Origin of the sequence: Amycolatopsis dongchuanensis (assembly GCF_039542405.1) — a bacterium.
GTDB lineage: Bacteria > Actinomycetota > Actinomycetes > Mycobacteriales > Pseudonocardiaceae > Amycolatopsis_E > Amycolatopsis_E sacchari.
Genome location: NZ_BAABIB010000075.1, coordinates 180,465 through 196,998, shown reverse-complemented (window position 1 = coordinate 196,998; position 16,534 = coordinate 180,465). Strand labels below are relative to the sequence as shown.

Annotated in this window: 20 protein-coding genes; 6 read left to right on the top strand and 14 right to left on the bottom strand. The window is 71.3% G+C overall.

Annotated elements, in window-relative coordinates; translation table 11 throughout:
- Positions 1-4: 4 nt before the first annotated feature.
- Entirely contained in the window at positions 5-1,354 is a 1,350-nt protein-coding gene (locus tag ABFX51_RS18590; protein ID WP_346054334.1) for an iron-containing alcohol dehydrogenase, read from the bottom strand.
- Between the two features lie 162 nt (positions 1,355-1,516).
- On the opposite strand from ABFX51_RS18590, the gene mftD reads away from it, so the two are divergent.
- Complete coding sequence (gene mftD, locus ABFX51_RS18585) at positions 1,517-2,689, top strand: pre-mycofactocin synthase MftD (protein WP_346054333.1); 1,173 nt, start codon at positions 1,517-1,519, stop codon at positions 2,687-2,689.
- Here the strand turns inward: mftD and ABFX51_RS18580 are convergent.
- Genes ABFX51_RS18580 through ABFX51_RS18570 form a run of 3 tightly spaced genes read right to left on the bottom strand, consistent with a single transcriptional unit; the run spans position 2,680 to position 3,445 of the window.
- The gene (locus tag ABFX51_RS18580) at positions 2,680-2,913 is read right to left on the bottom strand and encodes a zinc-binding dehydrogenase (RefSeq protein ID WP_245783177.1); all 234 of its coding nucleotides are present in this window, start codon (positions 2,911-2,913) and stop codon (positions 2,680-2,682) included. The two genes, mftD and ABFX51_RS18580, sit on opposite strands and share 10 nt — an antisense overlap.
- The gene (locus ABFX51_RS18575) at positions 2,904-3,203 is read right to left on the bottom strand and encodes an MDR/zinc-dependent alcohol dehydrogenase-like family protein (RefSeq protein ID WP_245783178.1); all 300 of its coding nucleotides are present in this window, start codon (positions 3,201-3,203) and stop codon (positions 2,904-2,906) included. Before ABFX51_RS18575 ends, ABFX51_RS18580 begins: the two co-directional genes overlap by 10 nt.
- Complete coding sequence (locus tag ABFX51_RS18570; protein ID WP_245783179.1) at positions 3,203-3,445, bottom strand: alcohol dehydrogenase catalytic domain-containing protein; 243 nt, start codon at positions 3,443-3,445, stop codon at positions 3,203-3,205. The genes ABFX51_RS18575 and ABFX51_RS18570 overlap by 1 nt, the downstream gene beginning before the upstream one ends.
- Positions 3,446-3,644: 199 nt before the next feature.
- On the opposite strand from ABFX51_RS18570, the gene ABFX51_RS18565 reads away from it, so the two are divergent.
- Together ABFX51_RS18565 and ABFX51_RS18560 are read left to right on the top strand one after the other, a co-directional pair.
- Positions 3,645-4,076, top strand: coding sequence for a helix-turn-helix domain-containing protein (locus tag ABFX51_RS18565; RefSeq protein WP_091510418.1), 432 nt, complete (start codon positions 3,645-3,647; stop codon positions 4,074-4,076).
- Positions 4,077-4,155: 79 nt separating this feature from the next.
- Positions 4,156-4,686 (top strand): DUF4188 domain-containing protein, encoded by a 531-nt coding sequence (locus ABFX51_RS18560; RefSeq protein WP_346054332.1) that lies wholly within the window; start codon positions 4,156-4,158, stop codon positions 4,684-4,686.
- Between the two features lie 11 nt (positions 4,687-4,697).
- Here ABFX51_RS18560 and ABFX51_RS18555 read toward each other — a convergent pair whose 3' ends face one another.
- The 4 genes from ABFX51_RS18555 to ABFX51_RS18540 all read right to left on the bottom strand — a co-directional run bounded on the left by ABFX51_RS18555 (position 4,698) and on the right by ABFX51_RS18540 (position 7,177).
- Positions 4,698-5,246, bottom strand: a complete 549-nt coding sequence (locus ABFX51_RS18555; RefSeq protein ID WP_091510422.1) for an RNA 2'-phosphotransferase — start codon at positions 5,244-5,246, stop codon at positions 4,698-4,700.
- A 65-nt stretch (positions 5,247-5,311) separates the two neighbouring features.
- Positions 5,312-6,301 carry a MerR family transcriptional regulator gene (locus tag ABFX51_RS18550; RefSeq protein ID WP_091510797.1) on the bottom strand — a complete coding sequence of 330 codons (990 nt, stop codon included), beginning with the start codon at positions 6,299-6,301 and terminating at the stop codon, positions 5,312-5,314.
- Between the two features lie 8 nt (positions 6,302-6,309).
- On the bottom strand, positions 6,310-6,519 hold the full coding sequence (locus tag ABFX51_RS18545; protein WP_091510423.1) for a hypothetical protein: 210 nt from the start codon (positions 6,517-6,519) through the stop codon (positions 6,310-6,312).
- 25 nt (positions 6,520-6,544) lie between these two features.
- On the bottom strand, positions 6,545-7,177 hold the full coding sequence (locus tag ABFX51_RS18540) for a TetR/AcrR family transcriptional regulator (protein WP_245783180.1): 633 nt from the start codon (positions 7,175-7,177) through the stop codon (positions 6,545-6,547).
- Positions 7,178-7,267: 90 nt separating this feature from the next.
- Between ABFX51_RS18540 and ABFX51_RS18535 the strand changes: the two genes are divergently transcribed.
- The gene (locus tag ABFX51_RS18535; RefSeq protein ID WP_091510427.1) at positions 7,268-8,497 is read left to right on the top strand and encodes an alpha/beta hydrolase family protein; all 1,230 of its coding nucleotides are present in this window, start codon (positions 7,268-7,270) and stop codon (positions 8,495-8,497) included.
- On the opposite strand, the gene ABFX51_RS18530 is transcribed toward ABFX51_RS18535, so the two are convergent.
- Complete coding sequence (locus ABFX51_RS18530) at positions 8,481-9,566, bottom strand: glycosyltransferase (RefSeq protein ID WP_091510430.1); 1,086 nt, start codon at positions 9,564-9,566, stop codon at positions 8,481-8,483. The two genes, ABFX51_RS18535 and ABFX51_RS18530, sit on opposite strands and share 17 nt — an antisense overlap.
- Positions 9,567-9,630: 64 nt before the next feature.
- On the opposite strand from ABFX51_RS18530, the gene ABFX51_RS18525 reads away from it, so the two are divergent.
- Positions 9,631-10,065 (top strand): MarR family winged helix-turn-helix transcriptional regulator, encoded by a 435-nt coding sequence (locus ABFX51_RS18525; RefSeq protein ID WP_218153514.1) that lies wholly within the window; start codon positions 9,631-9,633, stop codon positions 10,063-10,065.
- Here ABFX51_RS18525 and ABFX51_RS18520 read toward each other — a convergent pair.
- The 4 genes from ABFX51_RS18520 to ABFX51_RS18505 all read right to left on the bottom strand — a co-directional run bounded on the left by ABFX51_RS18520 (position 10,062) and on the right by ABFX51_RS18505 (position 14,176).
- The gene (locus ABFX51_RS18520) at positions 10,062-11,630 is read right to left on the bottom strand and encodes a carboxylesterase/lipase family protein (protein ID WP_091510434.1); all 1,569 of its coding nucleotides are present in this window, start codon (positions 11,628-11,630) and stop codon (positions 10,062-10,064) included. The two genes, ABFX51_RS18525 and ABFX51_RS18520, sit on opposite strands and share 4 nt — an antisense overlap.
- 16 nt (positions 11,631-11,646) lie before the next feature.
- Complete coding sequence (locus ABFX51_RS18515) at positions 11,647-12,204, bottom strand: TetR/AcrR family transcriptional regulator (protein WP_346054330.1); 558 nt, start codon at positions 12,202-12,204, stop codon at positions 11,647-11,649.
- Between the two features lie 169 nt (positions 12,205-12,373).
- Positions 12,374-13,168: an IclR family transcriptional regulator domain-containing protein gene (locus tag ABFX51_RS18510; protein WP_346054329.1), complete on the bottom strand. Its 795-nt coding sequence runs from the start codon at positions 13,166-13,168 to the stop codon at positions 12,374-12,376.
- 45 nt (positions 13,169-13,213) lie between these two features.
- A complete protein-coding gene (locus ABFX51_RS18505; protein ID WP_346054328.1) occupies positions 13,214-14,176 on the bottom strand; it encodes an amidohydrolase family protein in 963 nt (320 codons plus the stop codon).
- 212 nt (positions 14,177-14,388) lie between these two features.
- Between ABFX51_RS18505 and ABFX51_RS18500 the strand changes: the two genes are divergently transcribed.
- Complete coding sequence (locus tag ABFX51_RS18500) at positions 14,389-15,597, top strand: bile acid:sodium symporter family protein (protein WP_091510445.1); 1,209 nt, start codon at positions 14,389-14,391, stop codon at positions 15,595-15,597.
- A gap of 10 nt (positions 15,598-15,607) precedes the next feature.
- Here the strand turns inward: ABFX51_RS18500 and ABFX51_RS18495 are convergent, their stop codons facing one another.
- The gene (locus ABFX51_RS18495) at positions 15,608-16,534 is read right to left on the bottom strand and encodes an SDR family oxidoreductase (RefSeq protein WP_091510448.1); all 927 of its coding nucleotides are present in this window, start codon (positions 16,532-16,534) and stop codon (positions 15,608-15,610) included.

The window sequence follows — 16,534 nt, the reverse complement described above, 5'->3', positions numbered from 1 at the left end:
CGGTCTACAGCGCCTGCCGGAACAGCGCGGCGATGTCGGCTGCGCTCGCCGTGCGCGGGTTGGTCGCCAGGCACGCGTCCTGCAGCGTGGTGCGGGTCAGGGTGCCGATGTCGGCTTCGGTGACGCCCAGCGCGGCGAGCCCGCGCGGCACCCCCACCGCGTCGGCCAGCTCACGCACCCGGCACGCGAACGACTCGGCGACCTCGGCCGCCGACCTGCCCGCGACGTCCACCCCGGTCGCCGCGGCCAGCGGCACGAACCGCTCCGGGTCCGTGGCCGCGTTGAACCGGATCGTGTGCGGCAGCAGCACCCCGTTGAGCACGCCGTGCGGCGCGTCGAGCAGGCCGCCGACCTGGTGGCTCATCGCGTGCGTGATACCGAGGATCGCGTTGGTGAAGGCCATCCCGGCCTCCAGCGCGCCCTGCGCCATCGCGATCCGCGGTTCGGCGGCGGCGGGGTGGACCATCGTGTGCAGCAGGTTGCGCGTGATCAGGGTGGCCGCGTGCAGGGCGTGCTGGTCGGTCAGCGGGTTGTGCGCCCGCGACACGAACGACTCGACGGCGTGGGTGAGCGCGTCCAGGCCGGTCGCGGCGTTCAGCTCGTCGGGCATGGTGGTCAGCAGGCGCGGGTCGACGATCGAGACGTCCGGCACGAGCGTGCGGCTGATGATCGTGATCTTGGTGTGCTGGGTCGTGTCGGTGACGACCGCGAACTGCGAGACGTCGGCGCCGGTGCCGGACGTGGACGGCGCCATGACCAGCGGCGGGATCGGCTGCACGACGCGGTCCACGCCCGCGTAGCCGAGGATCGTGCCGCCGTTGCCGGACAGGATCGCCACGCCCTTCGCCGCGTCGATGCACGAGCCGCCGCCCACGGCGATGATCACGTCCGCGCCCGCCGCCGCGTACTGCTGGTAGGCGGCCTCGATCTCGTGGTCCTTCGGGTTGGACGTGACGCCCGAGAACACCACCGGCCGCAGCCCGACCAGTTCGAGGTGGCCGCGGGCCTCCTCGACCCAGCCCGCCTCGATCAGCCCGGGATCGGTCACGAGGAACGGCCGCCGGGCGCCGACGCGGAGCGCGGCGTGCCCGAGCTCGGCCAGCGAGCCGGGGCCGAACACGATCTCGGGGACGTGGAACTTCGCCAGCTCCGCCGGTGCGCCCGCGGCGGCCCCGCACGGTCCGGTCAGCGGTTCGGCCTCGTCGAGGGCTCTGCGCGGCACGGCGACCTCCGGCGGTTCGCGGTCACCGCGTCCTCGCGGCGACCGGTCCCACCGTACGGCACGACGGCGGCCGTCGAGAACACCCGCGGCCCCGGTGCCGGGCGGTTTCGGCAGGTCGGACAGTCGTGGCATGACCTCGCTCCTCGTCGGGCCGACGCTACCGCCCCGGGGAGGGCGGGACACCTCTCCGCGCGGGCCGGCCGCCCTGTCCGATCGGACGGGCAGGTCTTCCCCCCGAGCCGGTTTTCCCTAATACTGACACCCGGTGCCAAAATAGGGAAGGACGGCCGGGACATGGCGAGCACGAAGGACTGGTTCGAGACGATCGCCGAGGCGCAACGGCGCGCGAAGAAGCGGCTGCCGCGCTCGGTCTACCTCGCGCTGGTCGCCGGTACGGGGAAGGGCCTGACGACCGCCGACAACGTCGCCGCGTTCGACGAGCTGGGGTTCCTGCCGAGGGTCGCGGACCTGCCGGCGAAACGCGACCAGGCGACCACCGTGCTGGGGCAGGACGTCTCGCTGCCGGTGGTCATCTCCCCGACGGGCGTGCAGGCGGTGCACCCGGAGGGCGAGGTCGCGGTGGCGCGGGCCGCGGCGGCGGCTGGCACGGCGATGGGGCTCAGCTCGTTCGCCAGCCGGTCGATCGAGGACGTGGCGGCGGTCAACGACAAGACGTTCTTCCAGATGTACTGGGTGGGCACGCGGGACCAGCTGCTCGCGCGGGCCGAGCGGGCGCGCAAGGCCGGGGCGAAGGCGCTGATCGTGACGCTGGACTGGTCATTCGACTCGGCGCGGGACTGGGACGCGCCGATGATCCCGGAGAAGGTGGACCTCAAGGCGGCACTGCACTTCGCGCCGGAGGTGCTGCGCAAGCCGCGGTGGCTGTGGAGCTTCGCGAAGACCGGCAAGCTGCCGGACCTGACGACGCCGAACCTCGCCGCCGAAGGGGAGGCCGCGCCGACGTTCTTCGGCGCGTCCGGGCAGTGGATGGGCACACCACCGGTGACGTGGGAGGACGTGGCGTGGCTGCGGGAGCAGTGGGGCGGCCCGTTCGCGGTGAAGGGGATCATGCACCCCGACGACGCCCGGCGCGCGGTGGACGCCGGCTGCACGGCGATCTCGGTGTCCAACCACGGCGGCAACAACCTCGACGGCACCCCCGCGTCGATCCGCGCCCTCCCGGCGATCGTCGACGCGGTCGGCGACCAGGTGGAGGTGCTGCAGGACGGCGGCATCCGGCGGGGCTCGGACGTGGTGAAGGCGCTCGCGCTGGGCGCCAGGGCGGTGCTGATCGGCCGCGCGTACCTGTGGGGCATGGCGGCCGCGGGCGAGCGGGGCGTGACCAACACCCTGGAGGTGCTGCGCCAGGGCATCGACTCCACCCTGCTCGCCCTCGGCAAGGCCAGCGTCCACGAGCTGAGCCGTGAGGACCTCGTCATCCCGGACGGGTTCGCGCTTCACGGGTAGCCCGGGGCCGGTGGTCGGTGCGTGATGACCACCTTGCCGAAGTGCGTTCGCTCCGGGAAGTAGGCGAACGCCGCGGGGGCCTCGTCGAACGGGAAGACCCGGTCGATGACCGGTCGCAGCTCGTGGCGGCTGATGACGCGGTTCATCCGCTCGAAGTCGCCGCGGCTGCCGACGGTGATGGTGCGCAGCGTCGCGCCGCGGTTCAGGAACTCGGTCAGGTCCATGCCCTCACCCGGGGCGAGGTTGCCGACGAGCGAGATGCGACCGCCGTGAGCTCGCGCACCCTGGCGCCCCACTCCGGCGTGCCGGTGTAGTCGATGACGTCCGACGCGCCGAGGGCGCGCAGGCAGGGGAGGGTGGCCGCCTCCTCGAACGACAGGCGCCCGGGTACCGGGACGAGGCTCTGTTCGCCCACCGTGCGGTACTCGGTCAGCCATCCGTCGAGCTGCACCCCGTAAAGCTCGCCCCACCCGCCCAGCGAGCCGTAGAGCCAGTTCGGGTGGAAGGTGCCCATCACGCGATCCCCGGCTGGAACCGGGTGACCCCGGCGCCGACTGCTTCGACGACGCCCGCACCGTCGGAGAGGGGCACACGCCCGGGTGGCACCGGCCGCGAATACCGTCCCTCGACGATCGGCAGATCACGGGCGTTGAGTGAGCTGGCCTGCACCCGCACCAGCACCTCACCCGCCGCCGGCGCGGGCACGGGACGTTCCTCCGCGACCACCGGGCGGCCGTCGCCCCGCACCTGGAACATCCGCGCCGTTCGCGCTGGCTCATCGGGTCCACTTTGGACCAACCGGAGCAGCTGTCCACGAACGACTGTTCCTGGTCCGGGCGGGCGTCGAGTTCGCGCTGCAGGACGAGCAGGGCCGCGCACTCGCCGACTGTGACTCGCCCAGGAGTCCGCGGCCAACGCGCTCGGCGCCGGGTTCGTCACGAGCCGCCTGTCCGACGTGCTGTTCGTCCAGGCGTTGCGCGCCGCCTGCAGCGACGTGGGCAGTGGGACGATCGGCTGGCTCGCGGCCCTGCGGGATCCTCAGCTGGCCACGGCGATCCACGAACTGCACGTGAACCTCGACCACCCCTGGGCCGTCGAGGCGCTGGCGCGTACGGCGGGCATGTCGCGCTCCGCGTTCGCCGCGCTGTTCAAGGAAAAGACCGGAGACGCGCCGCTGGGCTACCTCACGGCCTGGCGCCTGTACCGGACCAAGACCCTGCTGCGGGACACCTCCCTGAGCGTCCAGGAAATCGCCGTCCGGGTCGGTTACCAGACCGGCACCGCGCTGAGCCGTGTGTTCCTTCGCCGGGAGGGCGTCACCCCGGGCGCCTGGCGGAAGCGTGGTCAGGGCTCGCACTCCGCGGTCCCGACGCCCGCTTTGCCGTAGCGAGAACGAGCGCTCCTTGACAACCCGCTTGCGACGGCGTTTCATAACAGTGTCACAAAACCTTGTTCCGGAGGTAGCGATGTCCGAGATCTTCCCTGGCCGCTGGACCGCCCGGCTCGACTCCGGGAGTCCGGACGACACGGGCGTGGTGCTGTTCCTGATCGGCATGCGGGTCAACAAGTGGTGGCGCGTCGACCAGTACGTGTGGGTGTTCCTGGCGATGGCGCGGATGCTGCGCCACCTCGCGGAGCACCCCGAGGCGGGGATGATTCGCGCGCGCAACTGGCTGGGCCGCACCACGATGCAGGTGGGGTACTGGCGCAGCCTGGAGCACCTGGTCGCGTTCGCCGCCGACAACGACGCGCCGCACGCGCCCGCCTGGCGGCGCTACTACCGCCGTGCCAGCCAGTCCGGCGCGGTGGGCGTGTGGCACGAGACCTACCTGGTGGGCCCGGGCTCCTTCGAGGCGATCTACGCGAACATGCCGCTGTTCGGCCTGGCCGAGGCGGTGGGGCACGCCAAGGTCGACCGCACCACGTCCAGCTCCCGCCAGCGCGTGGCGCGCGGACGCGCGTCCCGGCGGGCGGCGGAAGCCCACGCCGCCCGCTGACGGCCCGCGCGTCAGCCGATCCTGCGCAGGAACTCCGGTGGCACGGCGGCGGTCAGCCACACCCCGTTGGCGCTGACGCGGAATTCGTGACCTTCCCGGCTCATCGCACCCGCGTCGACTTCCAGCACCACCGGTTTCCCCCGCCGCGAACCGACCCTGACGGCCGTCTCCCGGTCCGGGGAAAGGTGCACGTCGTGGCGGTTCATCGGGCGCAGGCCCTCGTGGAAGATCGCGGACAGGAAACGTTCGACGGTGCCGTGGTACAACACGGCCGGCGGCGTGGTGGCGGGCAGTCCGAGGTCGATTTCGACGCTGTGGCCCTGGTTCGCGCGGATCCGCTCACCGGTCGCGTCGAACGCGAACCGCTGTTTGTCGTTGCCCGCCACCACTTCTTCGAGATCGGCGCGCGTGATCCTGACCCCGTCCCCGCGCAGTGCGGCGAGCAGGGACCTCACCTCGACCCAGCCGCCGGGGCCGAGGGTGATGCCGAGGGCTGCGGGATCGTGGCGCAGGTGCCGCGCGAGGCGCTTGGAAAGCTTGACCATTTGCCGGTTGTCCATGACCGTTCCATTGGTTCATGGCCAAGCCTGCTCGCGCAAGCGGAATTGCGGCCGGCAGGCGGCGCCTACGGGGAATTGCCTTCGCGCAGGGCGGCGGCCAGCCATTCCTGGACCGCCGCCGTCCGGTCCGGGTCCGGCTTGGCGGTGCCGTTGATCGTCGCGACAAGCGTGCTGTACCGGACTACCAGGTGCATCCCGGTCATGCGGGATCGCAGCGCCGCCGCCCTGTTCCGGTCGAAGCCGATCATGCTGCGGCGGGCCTTGTCGAGGTCGTGCTCGCCGGTCATCGCGGCGAGGAAGTCGGCCGAGCTGGCCGCCATGCGCTCGGCGATCTCCCTGGCCCGCGCGGAGTCCGCGGGTGCGCCGCTCTCCCGTACCGCCTGTGCCTCCCGGTAGAGAGCCAGGTGCTGCCCGGCGCGGTCCAGCATTTCCGGCGTGGCCATCAGCTTTCCCTGTTCCGTGCCGAAAACGCGGTGGTAGTAACCGCGCACGGCAGTGCGGAACTCCTCGTCGCGCACGAGCTCGGCGAGTTCGATCCAGGCTTCGAGCTGCTCGGTCGACGGGTCCTCGGGCAGGTGCGGCCGCTGCTGGTACAACCGCTCGACGTAGCCGGGGTGGACGTCCAGCCCGTCGGTCACGAAGTCCCAGAACTCGGTGATGAGCCGCTCCCGCTCGTCGTCGGACATCGACACCAGCTTGTGCATCAGGCTCACCTGCTCCGCCGTGGTGTGCTGCCGCACGATGGTCCGCAGCACGGCGCGGCGCGCCCGGAACTGCCGCAGCTGGTCCTCCACCAGCCGCAGGTGGGTCACGGCCAGGTCGTGCAGGGTGGTCTCCGCCGCCAGCACCCCGCGGATCTCCTCCAGGCCGGCGCCCAGGTCGCGGAGGGTGCGCACGAGTTCGAGCCGGGCGATGGCGTGCACGTCGTACTGCCGGAAGCCGCCCTCGCTGAGCGCGGTGGGAGCGACGACGCCCTCGTCGGCGTAGAACCGGATCGCGCTCACGCTGAGCCCGGTGCGGCGGGCGACGTCCCCGATGGGGTAGAGCTCGTTCATGCCGGCCACTATGAGATCTCAAGCGGCTTGAGAGTCAAGGACCGACGTACGAGCCTGCCCGTTTCGTCCCAGTACAGCTCCGGCCAGTTCGGCGGGAGTTCCCACGCGGGCAGCAGATCCGGGGTCACCAGCAACTCGTCGATGACCAGTTGTCGCCTCGCCCGCTCGCTGACCGACGGGCGGCGCGCCTGCTCGGCGAAGGTCGCCACCTCGGGCATCGCACCTCCGAACCGGGGAAGGCGGTCACCGGTCGCCGGCGGGCTCCTGGGCCGAATAGTAGCGGGCGAGGGGCAGGAAGAGCTCGTCGACGATCGAGCGGATGCGGTCCGGCGGCACGGCTTCGAGGTCCACGAGCAGGTCGTGCCGCACCAGGTCGAACGGCAGGGCGAGCACCGCGGGCGGCACCCGCTCCAGGTCGATCTCGCCGCGGTCGTGCGCGCGCTGGTAGAGGGTCGCCACCCGGGACAGCCGTTGTTCGCCCAGGATCCGGTCGCGGACCTGGCCCGGGGTCAGTCCGGGACCGGTGAGGAGTCCCGAAAAGGCCGTGGCGATGGCGATGGCGAAGAAGGCGGCGCGAGCCCGGCCCATGCCGGTCAGCGCGGTGACGAGGTCGTCGCGCAGGCTGCCGGTGTCGGGCAGGTCGACCGGATGGCTGATCCGGTGGTGCTCGAGTGCCGCGAGCACGAGTTCGTCCTTGTTCGCCCAGCGGCGGTACAGCACGGCGATGCCGGTGCCCGCCCGGGTGGCGACGGACTCCATGGTCAGCTTCGCGTAACCGGCTTCGACCAGTTCCTCCCAGGCCGCGCCCAGCAGCGCGGCCTCGAGTGCGGGCCCGCGCCGCCGTTGGCGGGGAGACGGGCCGGGGGAGGAGCTCACGGCTCCCATTATAAGGAAGGGTTGCATCTCTTACCAGCCGGGCCTACTCTCGTAGGAGAGGGATCCAACTCTTATAAGGGGAACCAGGGGATGAGCACTGTGACGGAGACGGGAACACGCGGCGTTTTCTTCGCCAACGCGAGGATGAACGCGATGACCCGGGCGATGCTCGGGCGCGTGTACACCGGTGCGGCGGACACCGGCGAGACCTTGACGACGATCGACCGCATCACCGACGGCGACCTGGAGTCGTGGGTGAGGGAGTGGGAGGCGACCGCGGACCGCGTCGCGGCGATCGGCGACGACTGCGTGCGCCGGGGGCACCGGATCAGCGGCCGCAACGCGCTCCTGCGTGCCGCGACGTACTACGCGGTCTGCGTGATCGTGGCCGATGGGTGCGCGGAGCCCGAGGCCGTCCGGAAGCGGACCTTCGCCGCGTACCGCCGCCGCTGGGAGCAGTACCTGAGCCTCCTTGACAACCCGCCGCGGCCGCTGGAGATCCCCTACGAGGACACGACGATGCCCGGCTGGTTCTTCGCGGCGCCAGGGGAAGGACCGAAGCCGACGCTGGTGATGGTCAACGGAGCCGACGGTGCGGCGAGCTACCTGTGGCCCGGCTACGGTTCCGAGGCGACGCTGCGTGGCTACAACGTCGTGGTGTTCGACGGGCCGGGGCAGCAGCGCATGCTGTTCGAGCGGGGCGTGCCGTTCCGGCCCGACTGGGAGAACGTCCTCACCCCGGTCGTCGACCTGACACTGGGTCTTCCGGACGTGGACCCGGAGCGGCTCGTGCTGTACGCGGTCAGCCAGGGCGGGTACTGGGCCCCACGTGCGCTCGCGTTCGAGCACCGTTTCAAGGCCGCGGTCCTCGACGACGGCGTGGTCGACGTGTCGGCGGCCTGGCACGCCATGCTGTCGCCCGAGCAGCGGGAATCGCTGGCCGCCGGGGACCGGGACGGCTTCAACGCGGCGATCGAAGCTCTTCCGGCGCGAGTCAAGTGGAACCTCAGCTGGCGGGCTCACCCGTTCGGCTGCCCGACCTTCTACGACACGTTCGTGGAAGCGGCTCGCTACCGGATCACGCCCGAACTCGCCGCGCGGATCACGACACCGGTGCTCATCGCCGACCCCGACCAGGAGGGGTATTTCGCCGGGCAGCCCCAGCGGCTGTACGACATGATCCCGGGGGAGAAGGTGCACGTCCGCTTCACCGAAGCCGAGGGTGCCGCCGGCCACTGCGAGCCGATGGCCCGCTCCCTCGCCGCCCAGCGCTTCTTCGACTTCCTCGACGACCACGTCGGTCTCACCGGTTCGAAATGAGCCGGTCCAGCACTTCGGCGGGCGTGGGGCAGGCGCGGATCTGATCCCGCACCTGCTCGGCGGCCTGCCGGTAGCGGGGATCGGCGAGCACCTCCGTCGCGGCCGTCCCCGCGGCGCCGGTCTCGCTGATCACCCGCGCGGCTCCCACGTGCTCGGCGCGCGCGGCGTTGAACGGCTGGTCCGCCATGAACGGCTGGATGACCAGCGGCAGGCCGGCCGAGAGCGCACTGAGCACGGTTCCCGTGCCTCCGGCCGACACCACCACGTCCGCGGCGCCGAGCAACTCCGCGAGCGGGGTGAACCCGACGTGGTGGACGCGCGGGTGCGCGACGAGCTCCGCGGGGAGGTCATTGGTACAGACCACGTTGAACCCCGCTCCGGACAGCGCGGCGGCGAGCCCGGTCGCGACGCCGGGGTCCGGCAGGGTGGTGCCCAGGGTGAGCAGCGCGGTGGGTAAGCCGGGGTCGGCGAAGGAGGCCGGTCCGGGGGCCGAATCCGGGCGCTGGTAGGGCTGGAACCGCACCGGGTGGCGGTCGGCGGGCCAAGGGCCCGCGTGCAGCAGCTCCGGATAGGGGTCGAGGTAGGCGAGGCGCGGGGACGCCCGCAGGTCGTACTTCCGCAGCTCACTCGCCCACCGGTGGTCGAGCGCTTCGTGGAAGGGCGCCGGCAGCCCGCCGGAGATGCCGTGCGCGGCCCACGGGACCGCGAGTGCGGCGGCGATCATCGGTCCGACGAAGTCCAGGGGATCGCACAGCACCAGGTCCGGCGCGAACTGCCGGGCCCGCTCCAGGGCCGGGGGGAAGGTCATGTCCACCCGGGTGCCCGCGAACATCTCGGCGGCCTCGGGGCCGGGGGCGGTCCAGTCCCTGCCGAGGCGGCGGACGGTCGTCTCGCGCTGGACCCGGATCGACGGTCCCGCGACCAGCACGTCGAAAGGGGCCACCAGGTCGCGGAGGTCCATTGAGGACAGAACGGCGACGTCGTGGCCGGCGTCGCGGGCCGCGGTGGCCATCGGCAGCAGCGGTAGCAGGTGGCCGGCGACGGGCACGGCACTGATCAGCAGGCGCATGGGGGAGGACCGTAGCACCGATGCGTGCGAATCGCACGCATCGGTCGCGGCCTATGCTCGCCCGGTGGACGACGACCAGGCCGACCGGCTCCAGCGGGTGCTCAACCAGCTCATGCTGCCGCGGAACCGCAACCGGCTGTGCGCGCCGGTCATCGCCGCGGCGCCGGTCAGCCTCGATGCGCAGAGCTATTTCCTGCTGATCACCCTGGCGCGGCGCGGCCCGCTCTCCGCGGCGCAGGCGGCTGATGCGATCGGGATCGACCGCTCCGGCACCAGCCGCTACGCGGACCGGTTGAGCCGCGAAGGTCTGCTCTTTCGGGAACCCGATGCGGCCGATCGGCGGGCGAGCCTGCTCTCGCTGACTCCTGAGGGCCGCCGGCTGGCCGCCGAGTTGAACGAGGTGCTGGCCCGGAACGTGCGCTCGATGATCGGGTCCTGGCCGGAGGACCGGCTGAACGTGCTCATCGAGGGCATCGAACTCCTCCTTGGCGAGTCCTAGCCGCGGTCCCAGAACGCGCAGTCGTGCGTGGCGGCGAAATCGGTCTCGGTGCCGGGAGCGGGTGGCAGGAGTGATTGCACCCGCTGGCTGCCGTCGCCGAAGGACGGCCAGCGCGGGGTGCCCGCAGCGGTGGGCGACCCGGTCTTGGCGAAGTTCGTCCAGTACGTGCGCATGACCGTCGCCAGCTGCTGTTGCTGCGCCGACAGCGTCTTGGGGTAGGCGGCGTAGGGCAGGCCCAGCAGGTACTGGAGTTCGGACGCGTGCGGTGCGCCGTACGGGAAGCCCGCCGGGGGCAGGAAGTCCTCCGGTGCGTTCTCGTCGTTGAACTCGTAGGCGAAGGTCGGCACGAAGCGTGCGGCGGACCGGTCGATCGTCAGTGCGGGGCAGGCGAAGACCGCGTCCGTGCCGACCGCGCCGAGCGCGAGGGCCGGGCTGGGGTAGGCGGTCAGCGGGTACCGGGCGGCGACGGCCGCGGCGCGGGCCGGGGAGACCCCGAGGGCGGCGGAGATCATCGCCTGGTAGTCGGCCGCCGTGACGGGCCGGCCCGCGAGCGTGCTGCCCGCCACCATCAGCCGCCATTCGTCGTGGTTCGTGCCGTTGAGGATCGGGACGTGGTTGAACAGGCCGGTGGCCAGGGCGGTCCCCACCGGCCGCGGCAGCACCTCGGTGTCGAGGTTCGGGCGGTACTCGGTGGCCTCGTCGGCCAGGATCGTGGAGACGGGCAGGGCGCGCAGGCACGCCGCGCTCTGGTCGGCGCAGCCCGCCTTGGCGGCGAAATCCGTTCCCGCCGACTCGGCCGCCGCGAGCGTCGTCTGCGTGGTGTCGTAGGAGCCGCTCTCGGCGATCGCTCGCTCGAACAGCCCGGCCGCCTGGGGTGAGACGACCTGTGCCAGCGCGGACGCCCCGCCCGCGGACTCCCCGAAGATCGTGATGTTGTGCGCGTCCCCGTGGAAGCCGGAGATGCTGCCTCGCACCCAGCGCAGGGCGGCCTGCTGGTCCATGAGGCCGTAGTCGCCCGACTGGCCGCGTGCGTCGGCCAGTGCCGGGTGCGCCAGGAAACCGAGCGCGCCCACCCGGTAGTTGATCGTGACCACGGTGACGCCGTCGGCCACCAGTGCCGCGGGGTCGTAGAAGCTGCCCGCTCCACTGTGGAACCCGCCGCCGGGGATCCACACCATGACCGGGAAACCGGAGCGTGGCGGCTTGCGGTGGGGCGTGTAGATGTTCAGGTACAGGCAGTCTTCCGCCGTGCTGGGCCGGCCGAAGGGGCCCGTGGGTTGCGCGCAGTCGGGCGCGAACCGCGTCGCGTCCCGTACACCGGACCACTTCGAGGCCGGCTGCGGCGGCTGCCACCGCAATGCACCGACCGGCGGTGCGGCATACGGGATGCCGAGGAACTCGTCGACCGGCCCCGCGGCGAGGCCGCGGACCGGGCCGCCGCTGGTGTGGACCACCAGGTCGTCGGCGGCCGCGTGCCCGCTGGACGCGGACGTGAGCAGCGCGCCCAGGGCGGTGCCCAGGGTGACCAGCACGGCCGCCAGCCGGGCGGTCCGTCGTGCGAACATTTTCGGGCTCCCGTCTTCACAGGGTGGCGAAGAAGTTTTCGGCCGCGTCCTGCACGCGGTCCCGGTCGCCGGTGGCCAGCAGGTCGAGCAGCAGGCCGCGGACGGTCGCGATCACCAGGGTGGCCCTGCGCGTCGCCGTCGCCGGGTCGGTGCCGGGGCCTTGGGCACCGGTCAGTGCGTTCATCCAGTCCGCGACAACGTGCTCGAGGAAGTCCGGGAACTGGTGCGGCGCCTGCAAAGCCCGGCCGTAGACGGCGAAGAACAGCCTGAATTCGGCTGCGCGTCGGGGTGCGGAAGTCCGTGCCCACACCGCGCGAGCCGCCGTTGCGAGGTCGGGCTGCTGCCCGAGCGCGTCGCCGGTGGCGGCGAAGATGCGTTCCCGCAGGCGTTCGAGGACCTCCTCGAGCATCTGTTCCTTCGTGCCGAAACGGTGCACCAGCGTGGTGGGCGAGACGCCGAGGGCGGTGGCCAGTGGCCGCCAGGACACTTCGGAGAACCCGTGCTCGACGGTGTAGTCGACCACCGCGTCCAGCAACTCCGCCCGCCGTTGGTGGTCGACCGGCCTGCCCGCCACGGCGCCTCCTGATCGATTTTCTAATACAGACGTTCAAAGAATAGGAGCAGGCCGGTGCCCCCGTCAACTGTGGGGCACGCCACCCGGCCGCTCCCTCCGCCGTCGTCGCGGCAGGAGATTGGCCGGTTCGTCCACAAAGGACGGATGGAGGGCGGCAGCTCGCAGAACGTCAGAGGAGGCGGCCCAGTGCCGCGGCCTGGGCGCGCAGGACCGGGAGGTAGCGGCGGCGCATCTCCTCCATGGTCACCCGCGCCACGAACACGCTGGTGCTCATGGCCGCGTGCACGCGCCCCGCCGAGTCGACGACCGGAACCGCCATCGACCGCATGCCCAGTTCCAGCTCCTCGTCGGTGACGGCGAACCCTTCCGCGGCGGCCGCCTCGATCCGGTCCCGGATCTCCGGGATCGTGGTCACCGAATGGGGAGTGGTCCTGCGTGGTTCGCAGGTGCGCAGGTACCGCTCCCGCTCCTCCTCCGGCAGCCCGGCGAGCAGGACGCGACCCGTGGCCGACGCGTACGCGGGCAGGCGCGCGCCCAGCCGCACGCCGGTGGACACGATGCGGTGCACCTCCGCCCGCGCGACGAACAGGGCGGTGCCCTCGTCGTAGACCGCGAGCGACATCGACTCGCCCAGCTCGTCGCGGCCGGCCTCCACGAAGGGCCTGGCGAGCGTCGGCAGCGTCGCGCCTTCCAGGTACGCCTCGCCCAGCCGCATCATGCGCGGGGTGGGGCGGAAGTAGCGGTCCTCCTGCACCAGGTAGCCGAGCTCGGTCAGGGTCAGCAGGCACCGGCGCGCGGCGGCGGGGGAGAGCGACACCGCGCGGGCGGCCTCCGTCACCGTCATCTGCGTCCGCTCCGCGCCGAACGCCTCGATGACGGCCAGCCCCTTGGCGAGCCCGGCCATGCCTTCGGACGGTGGGGACGGGCGGGTCCGGTCGTTCGCAGGCCTGGTGTCCGAACTCATGTGCGCAGTCTAGCCACTTCTTCGGTATCCGAAAACCGCCGGGTTTCAGAGCTTCAGCAGGGCCTCCGCGTTGCGGTGGCAGATCTTCGCCCGGTCCTCGTCGCTGATCGGCGCGTTGTCGATGAACTCCACCCCCTCGGAGTTGAGCTCGAACGGGTAGTCCACCGCGAACAGGACGCGGTCGATGCCCACCGTTTCCACGGCGCACAGCAGGGCCGGGTCCGAGAAGTGCCCGCTGGTGGTGATGTAGAAGTTCTCCCTGAGGTAGTCCAGCGGTTCCTTGCGCAGCGTGGTGCCGAAGCTGGCGCGCTTGAAGCTCCGGTTCAGCCGCCACGCCATGTACGGGATGTTCTCGCCCATGTGCCCGAGGATGAGGTTGAAGCGCGGGAACGCGTCGAAGACACCGCTGAACAACAGGCGCAACGCGTGGGTGCCGGCCTCGAACGCGAAGCCCCAGCTCGGCCCGAGCAGCTCCGGGTGACCTTCGAAGATGCGCAGCTCGTCCGCCTGCTGGGGGCGCACCGGGTGCAGGTAGAGCGGCACGCCGAGCGCCTGCGCCCGCTCGTAGACGGGCCAGAAGTCCTTGTGGTCCAGGTAGCGGCCGCACGAGTGACCGTTGATCATCGCGCCACGCAGGCCCAGTTCGCGCACGGCGCGTTCGAGCTCGTCGGCCGCGGCGGCCGGGTCCTGCAGGGGCAGGACGGCGAAACCGGCGAACCGGCCGGGGTGCGCGGCCACCCGGCCGGCGAGGTAGTCGTTGGTCGCCTGGGCGGCCTTCACCGCCGTGGCGGCGTCCGGCTCGGCCTGGATCCCCGGCTGGCGCAGGGACAGGACCTGCGTGGTGATGCCGTTCTCGTCCATGTCCCGCAACCGCTGCTCGCCGATGTCGAGCGTGCGCCCCAGTACGTACTCGACGTGGCTGGGGTCGATGACGAACTTCGAGCCGCGGGAGTAGCGGTCGTAGAGCTCCTCGGTGACGAAGTGCTCCTCGAGCGCGATGCGTTTCATCGAGACCTGCTTTCGGATAACGAACGAACCAACGAATATCGAAAAGTACAGCAGGCATCGGCAACAGGTGTCAAGGCGCGGGCTCTTGTGGTGCACCAGGCACTATCGACGCGCGGTGCCCTCTTGACACATCGGGTTAAGCTGAGGAATCCGTTCGGTGTTCGAAGAGAATTTCGCTATCCGAATACCGGCGATCCCGGAAGGACTGTCCCATGACACCACGGCGTCTCACCGCGAGTTCCCAGATCTTGTTGCTCCTCGGCTTCCTCGTGCCCTTCGTCGTGTCCGGGTTCCGGGGCATGCCGATGGGAGCCAGTCCGGTGGCGCTCGCGGCGAGCGTCGTCCTCTGGGTCGCCGGTCTCGTGGTGGGGTACCGGGCGTTCCAGGCCCGGCGGCCCGCCGCCGAGCGGGGCTGGCGCGGGGTCTGCGCGTACGTCGCCGGCACCTCGGCGACCTGGCTCATGCTCGGTATCGGAGTCGGGTTCGTCTACCACCCGACCGTCTCCCACACCTTCGTCGGCACGCACTTCAGCTCGATACTGGCGATCACCCTCGTGGTGATGGGGGTGCAGATCATGGGCCGGGAGTGGCTGGGGGTGGCCCGCAACCTCCGCGCCGTGTCGGTCGTGGTCGTGCTCAGGTGGCTCGTCATGCCCCTGGTCGGCTACTGCGTTTCCTTCGTCGCCTTCCGGTTGCTGCTGCCCGCGCACCTGGCGGACGACCTCGCGATCGGCATGATCCTGCTGTGCACCTCGCCGACCGGTGCGGCCTCGAACAGCCTCACCCTCATCGCGCGCGGCGATCTCGCGCTGTCGGTTTCGGCCACCACGGTCAACGTGCTGCTCGCGCCGTTCCTGCAGCCGCTGCTGGTGAAACTGTTCGTCGGCAGCAGCACTTCCGTGGACGCGCACGGGATGTTCGTCGACCTCGCCACGACGGTCCTGGTCCCCGTCGTGGTGGCGAGCATCTTCGGCACGCTGTTCCCGAGGGTCGTCGAGGCGGTCAAACCCGTGCTGGGGCCGCTCGCCGTGCTGTCGCTGGCCTGCGTGCTCACGGGAACCGTCTCCAAGGGCACCGCCACCATGCTCAACAACCTCTACGTGCTCGGTTACGTCGCCGCCGCGTGCGTGGTCCAGGGCCTTGCCGGGCTGTCGCTGGGCTACTTCATCCCGAAGTACCTGCGGTTCACCACCGAACAGCGCATCGCGTCGTGCTTCGAGGTCGGGGTGGAGAACGCCGCGATCGCGCCCGCGCTGGCGGCCAGCTACTTCGGTCCGCTCGCGATCGTGCCGGCCGTGGTGTACGGCAAGACCCAGAACCTGCTGGCGGTGATGGTCTTCGCCCGCCGGTTCCAGCGGCGCGACCAGCCGGGCCGGGAGGCTCCGACGCAGCGGGTGCCGGACTCGGCGGTGGCCGACTGACCTCGCCGACCTACCTGCCCGCTACCTGCTTCACCGCCTCGGTGAAGCTGAGGGGCTGACGCGGCAGGATGCGCTGGATGGGGCCGGGGTCGCCGACCGAATCGGTCTTGAGGCCGGCCAGGAAGGCACGCAGCGAGCCGCGGGGCATGCGGCTCACCCGCTCGATCAGCGGCGCGGCCATGGCGAGCGGCCACCGCGGGAGGTGGAGCTTCACGGTGCGGCCGCGCCCGAGCACGCCGGCGGCCAGGTCGACCATCTGGTTGTAGCTCAGGATTTCGCTGCCGCCGACGTCGAAGGCCTGGCCGAACGTTTCCGGCCGGGCCAGCGAGCCGACCAGGTAGTAGGCGAGGTCAGTCACGGCAATGTGCTGGAAGCGCTGTCTGCCGTTGCCCAGTATCACCGAGACCGGGTTCCTGGCCTGGCTCATCAGGACGCCGAACCCCCGCCCGCCGGTACCCACGATCATGCCGGGGCGGAAGACCGTCACGTCCAGGCCGCTGTCGAACAGGTACTGCTCGGCCTTCCAGCGGCCCCGCGTCCACGGGTTCTCGGCGTCGGGTCTGACGCCGAGGAACGTGACGTAGACGAGCCGTCCGACGTTGTTCGCCCGGCACCCGGCGACGATGTTCCGCAGGCCCTCGAGTTCGGTTTCGACGAAGTCGGCCGACGCGTCCGTCCCGCGCGCCCGGGGGAGCAGCGTGTGCACGCACACGACGACGGCGTCCATCGAATCCAGCGCCCGCCCCATGGACCCCGCGTCGGTGATGTCGCCCTTGACGACCTCGCAGCCACGGGCGGCGAGGTCCTCGATCGCCTCGGGCCTGCGGGCGACGCAGCGCACGCGGTAGCCCTTTTCGAGCAGTTCGCCGACCGCGTGACGGCCGACGAACCCGGACGCGCCGATCACGAGCACAGACGAGATGTCTCTGGCTTCCAT

What these genes read in the sequence shown, in the direction of transcription:
- ABFX51_RS18590 (WP_346054334.1), bottom strand. Translation starts at nt 1,354, where the DNA reads ATGCCACGACTGTCCGACCTGCCGAAACCGCCCGGCACCGGGGCCGCG.
- mftD (WP_346054333.1), top strand. Translation starts at nt 1,517, where the DNA reads ATGGCGAGCACGAAGGACTGGTTCGAGACGATCGCCGAGGCGCAACGG.
- ABFX51_RS18580 (WP_245783177.1), bottom strand. Translation starts at nt 2,913, where the DNA reads ATGGACCTGACCGAGTTCCTGAACCGCGGCGCGACGCTGCGCACCATC.
- ABFX51_RS18575 (WP_245783178.1), bottom strand. Translation starts at nt 3,203, where the DNA reads ATGGGCACCTTCCACCCGAACTGGCTCTACGGCTCGCTGGGCGGGTGG.
- ABFX51_RS18570 (WP_245783179.1), bottom strand. Translation starts at nt 3,445, where the DNA reads ATGTTCCAGGTGCGGGGCGACGGCCGCCCGGTGGTCGCGGAGGAACGT.
- ABFX51_RS18560 (WP_346054332.1), top strand. Translation starts at nt 4,156, where the DNA reads ATGTCCGAGATCTTCCCTGGCCGCTGGACCGCCCGGCTCGACTCCGGG.
- ABFX51_RS18555 (WP_091510422.1), bottom strand. Translation starts at nt 5,246, where the DNA reads ATGGACAACCGGCAAATGGTCAAGCTTTCCAAGCGCCTCGCGCGGCAC.
- ABFX51_RS18550 (WP_091510797.1), bottom strand. Translation starts at nt 6,301, where the DNA reads ATGAACGAGCTCTACCCCATCGGGGACGTCGCCCGCCGCACCGGGCTC.
- ABFX51_RS18545 (WP_091510423.1), bottom strand. Translation starts at nt 6,519, where the DNA reads ATGCCCGAGGTGGCGACCTTCGCCGAGCAGGCGCGCCGCCCGTCGGTC.
- ABFX51_RS18535 (WP_091510427.1), top strand. Translation starts at nt 7,268, where the DNA reads ATGAGCACTGTGACGGAGACGGGAACACGCGGCGTTTTCTTCGCCAAC.
- ABFX51_RS18530 (WP_091510430.1), bottom strand. Translation starts at nt 9,566, where the DNA reads ATGCGCCTGCTGATCAGTGCCGTGCCCGTCGCCGGCCACCTGCTACCG.
- ABFX51_RS18520 (WP_091510434.1), bottom strand. Translation starts at nt 11,630, where the DNA reads ATGTTCGCACGACGGACCGCCCGGCTGGCGGCCGTGCTGGTCACCCTG.
- ABFX51_RS18510 (WP_346054329.1), bottom strand. Translation starts at nt 13,168, where the DNA reads ATGAGTTCGGACACCAGGCCTGCGAACGACCGGACCCGCCCGTCCCCA.
- ABFX51_RS18505 (WP_346054328.1), bottom strand. Translation starts at nt 14,176, where the DNA reads ATGAAACGCATCGCGCTCGAGGAGCACTTCGTCACCGAGGAGCTCTAC.
- ABFX51_RS18500 (WP_091510445.1), top strand. Translation starts at nt 14,389, where the DNA reads ATGACACCACGGCGTCTCACCGCGAGTTCCCAGATCTTGTTGCTCCTC.
- ABFX51_RS18495 (WP_091510448.1), bottom strand. Translation starts at nt 16,534, where the DNA reads ATGGAAGCCAGAGACATCTCGTCTGTGCTCGTGATCGGCGCGTCCGGG.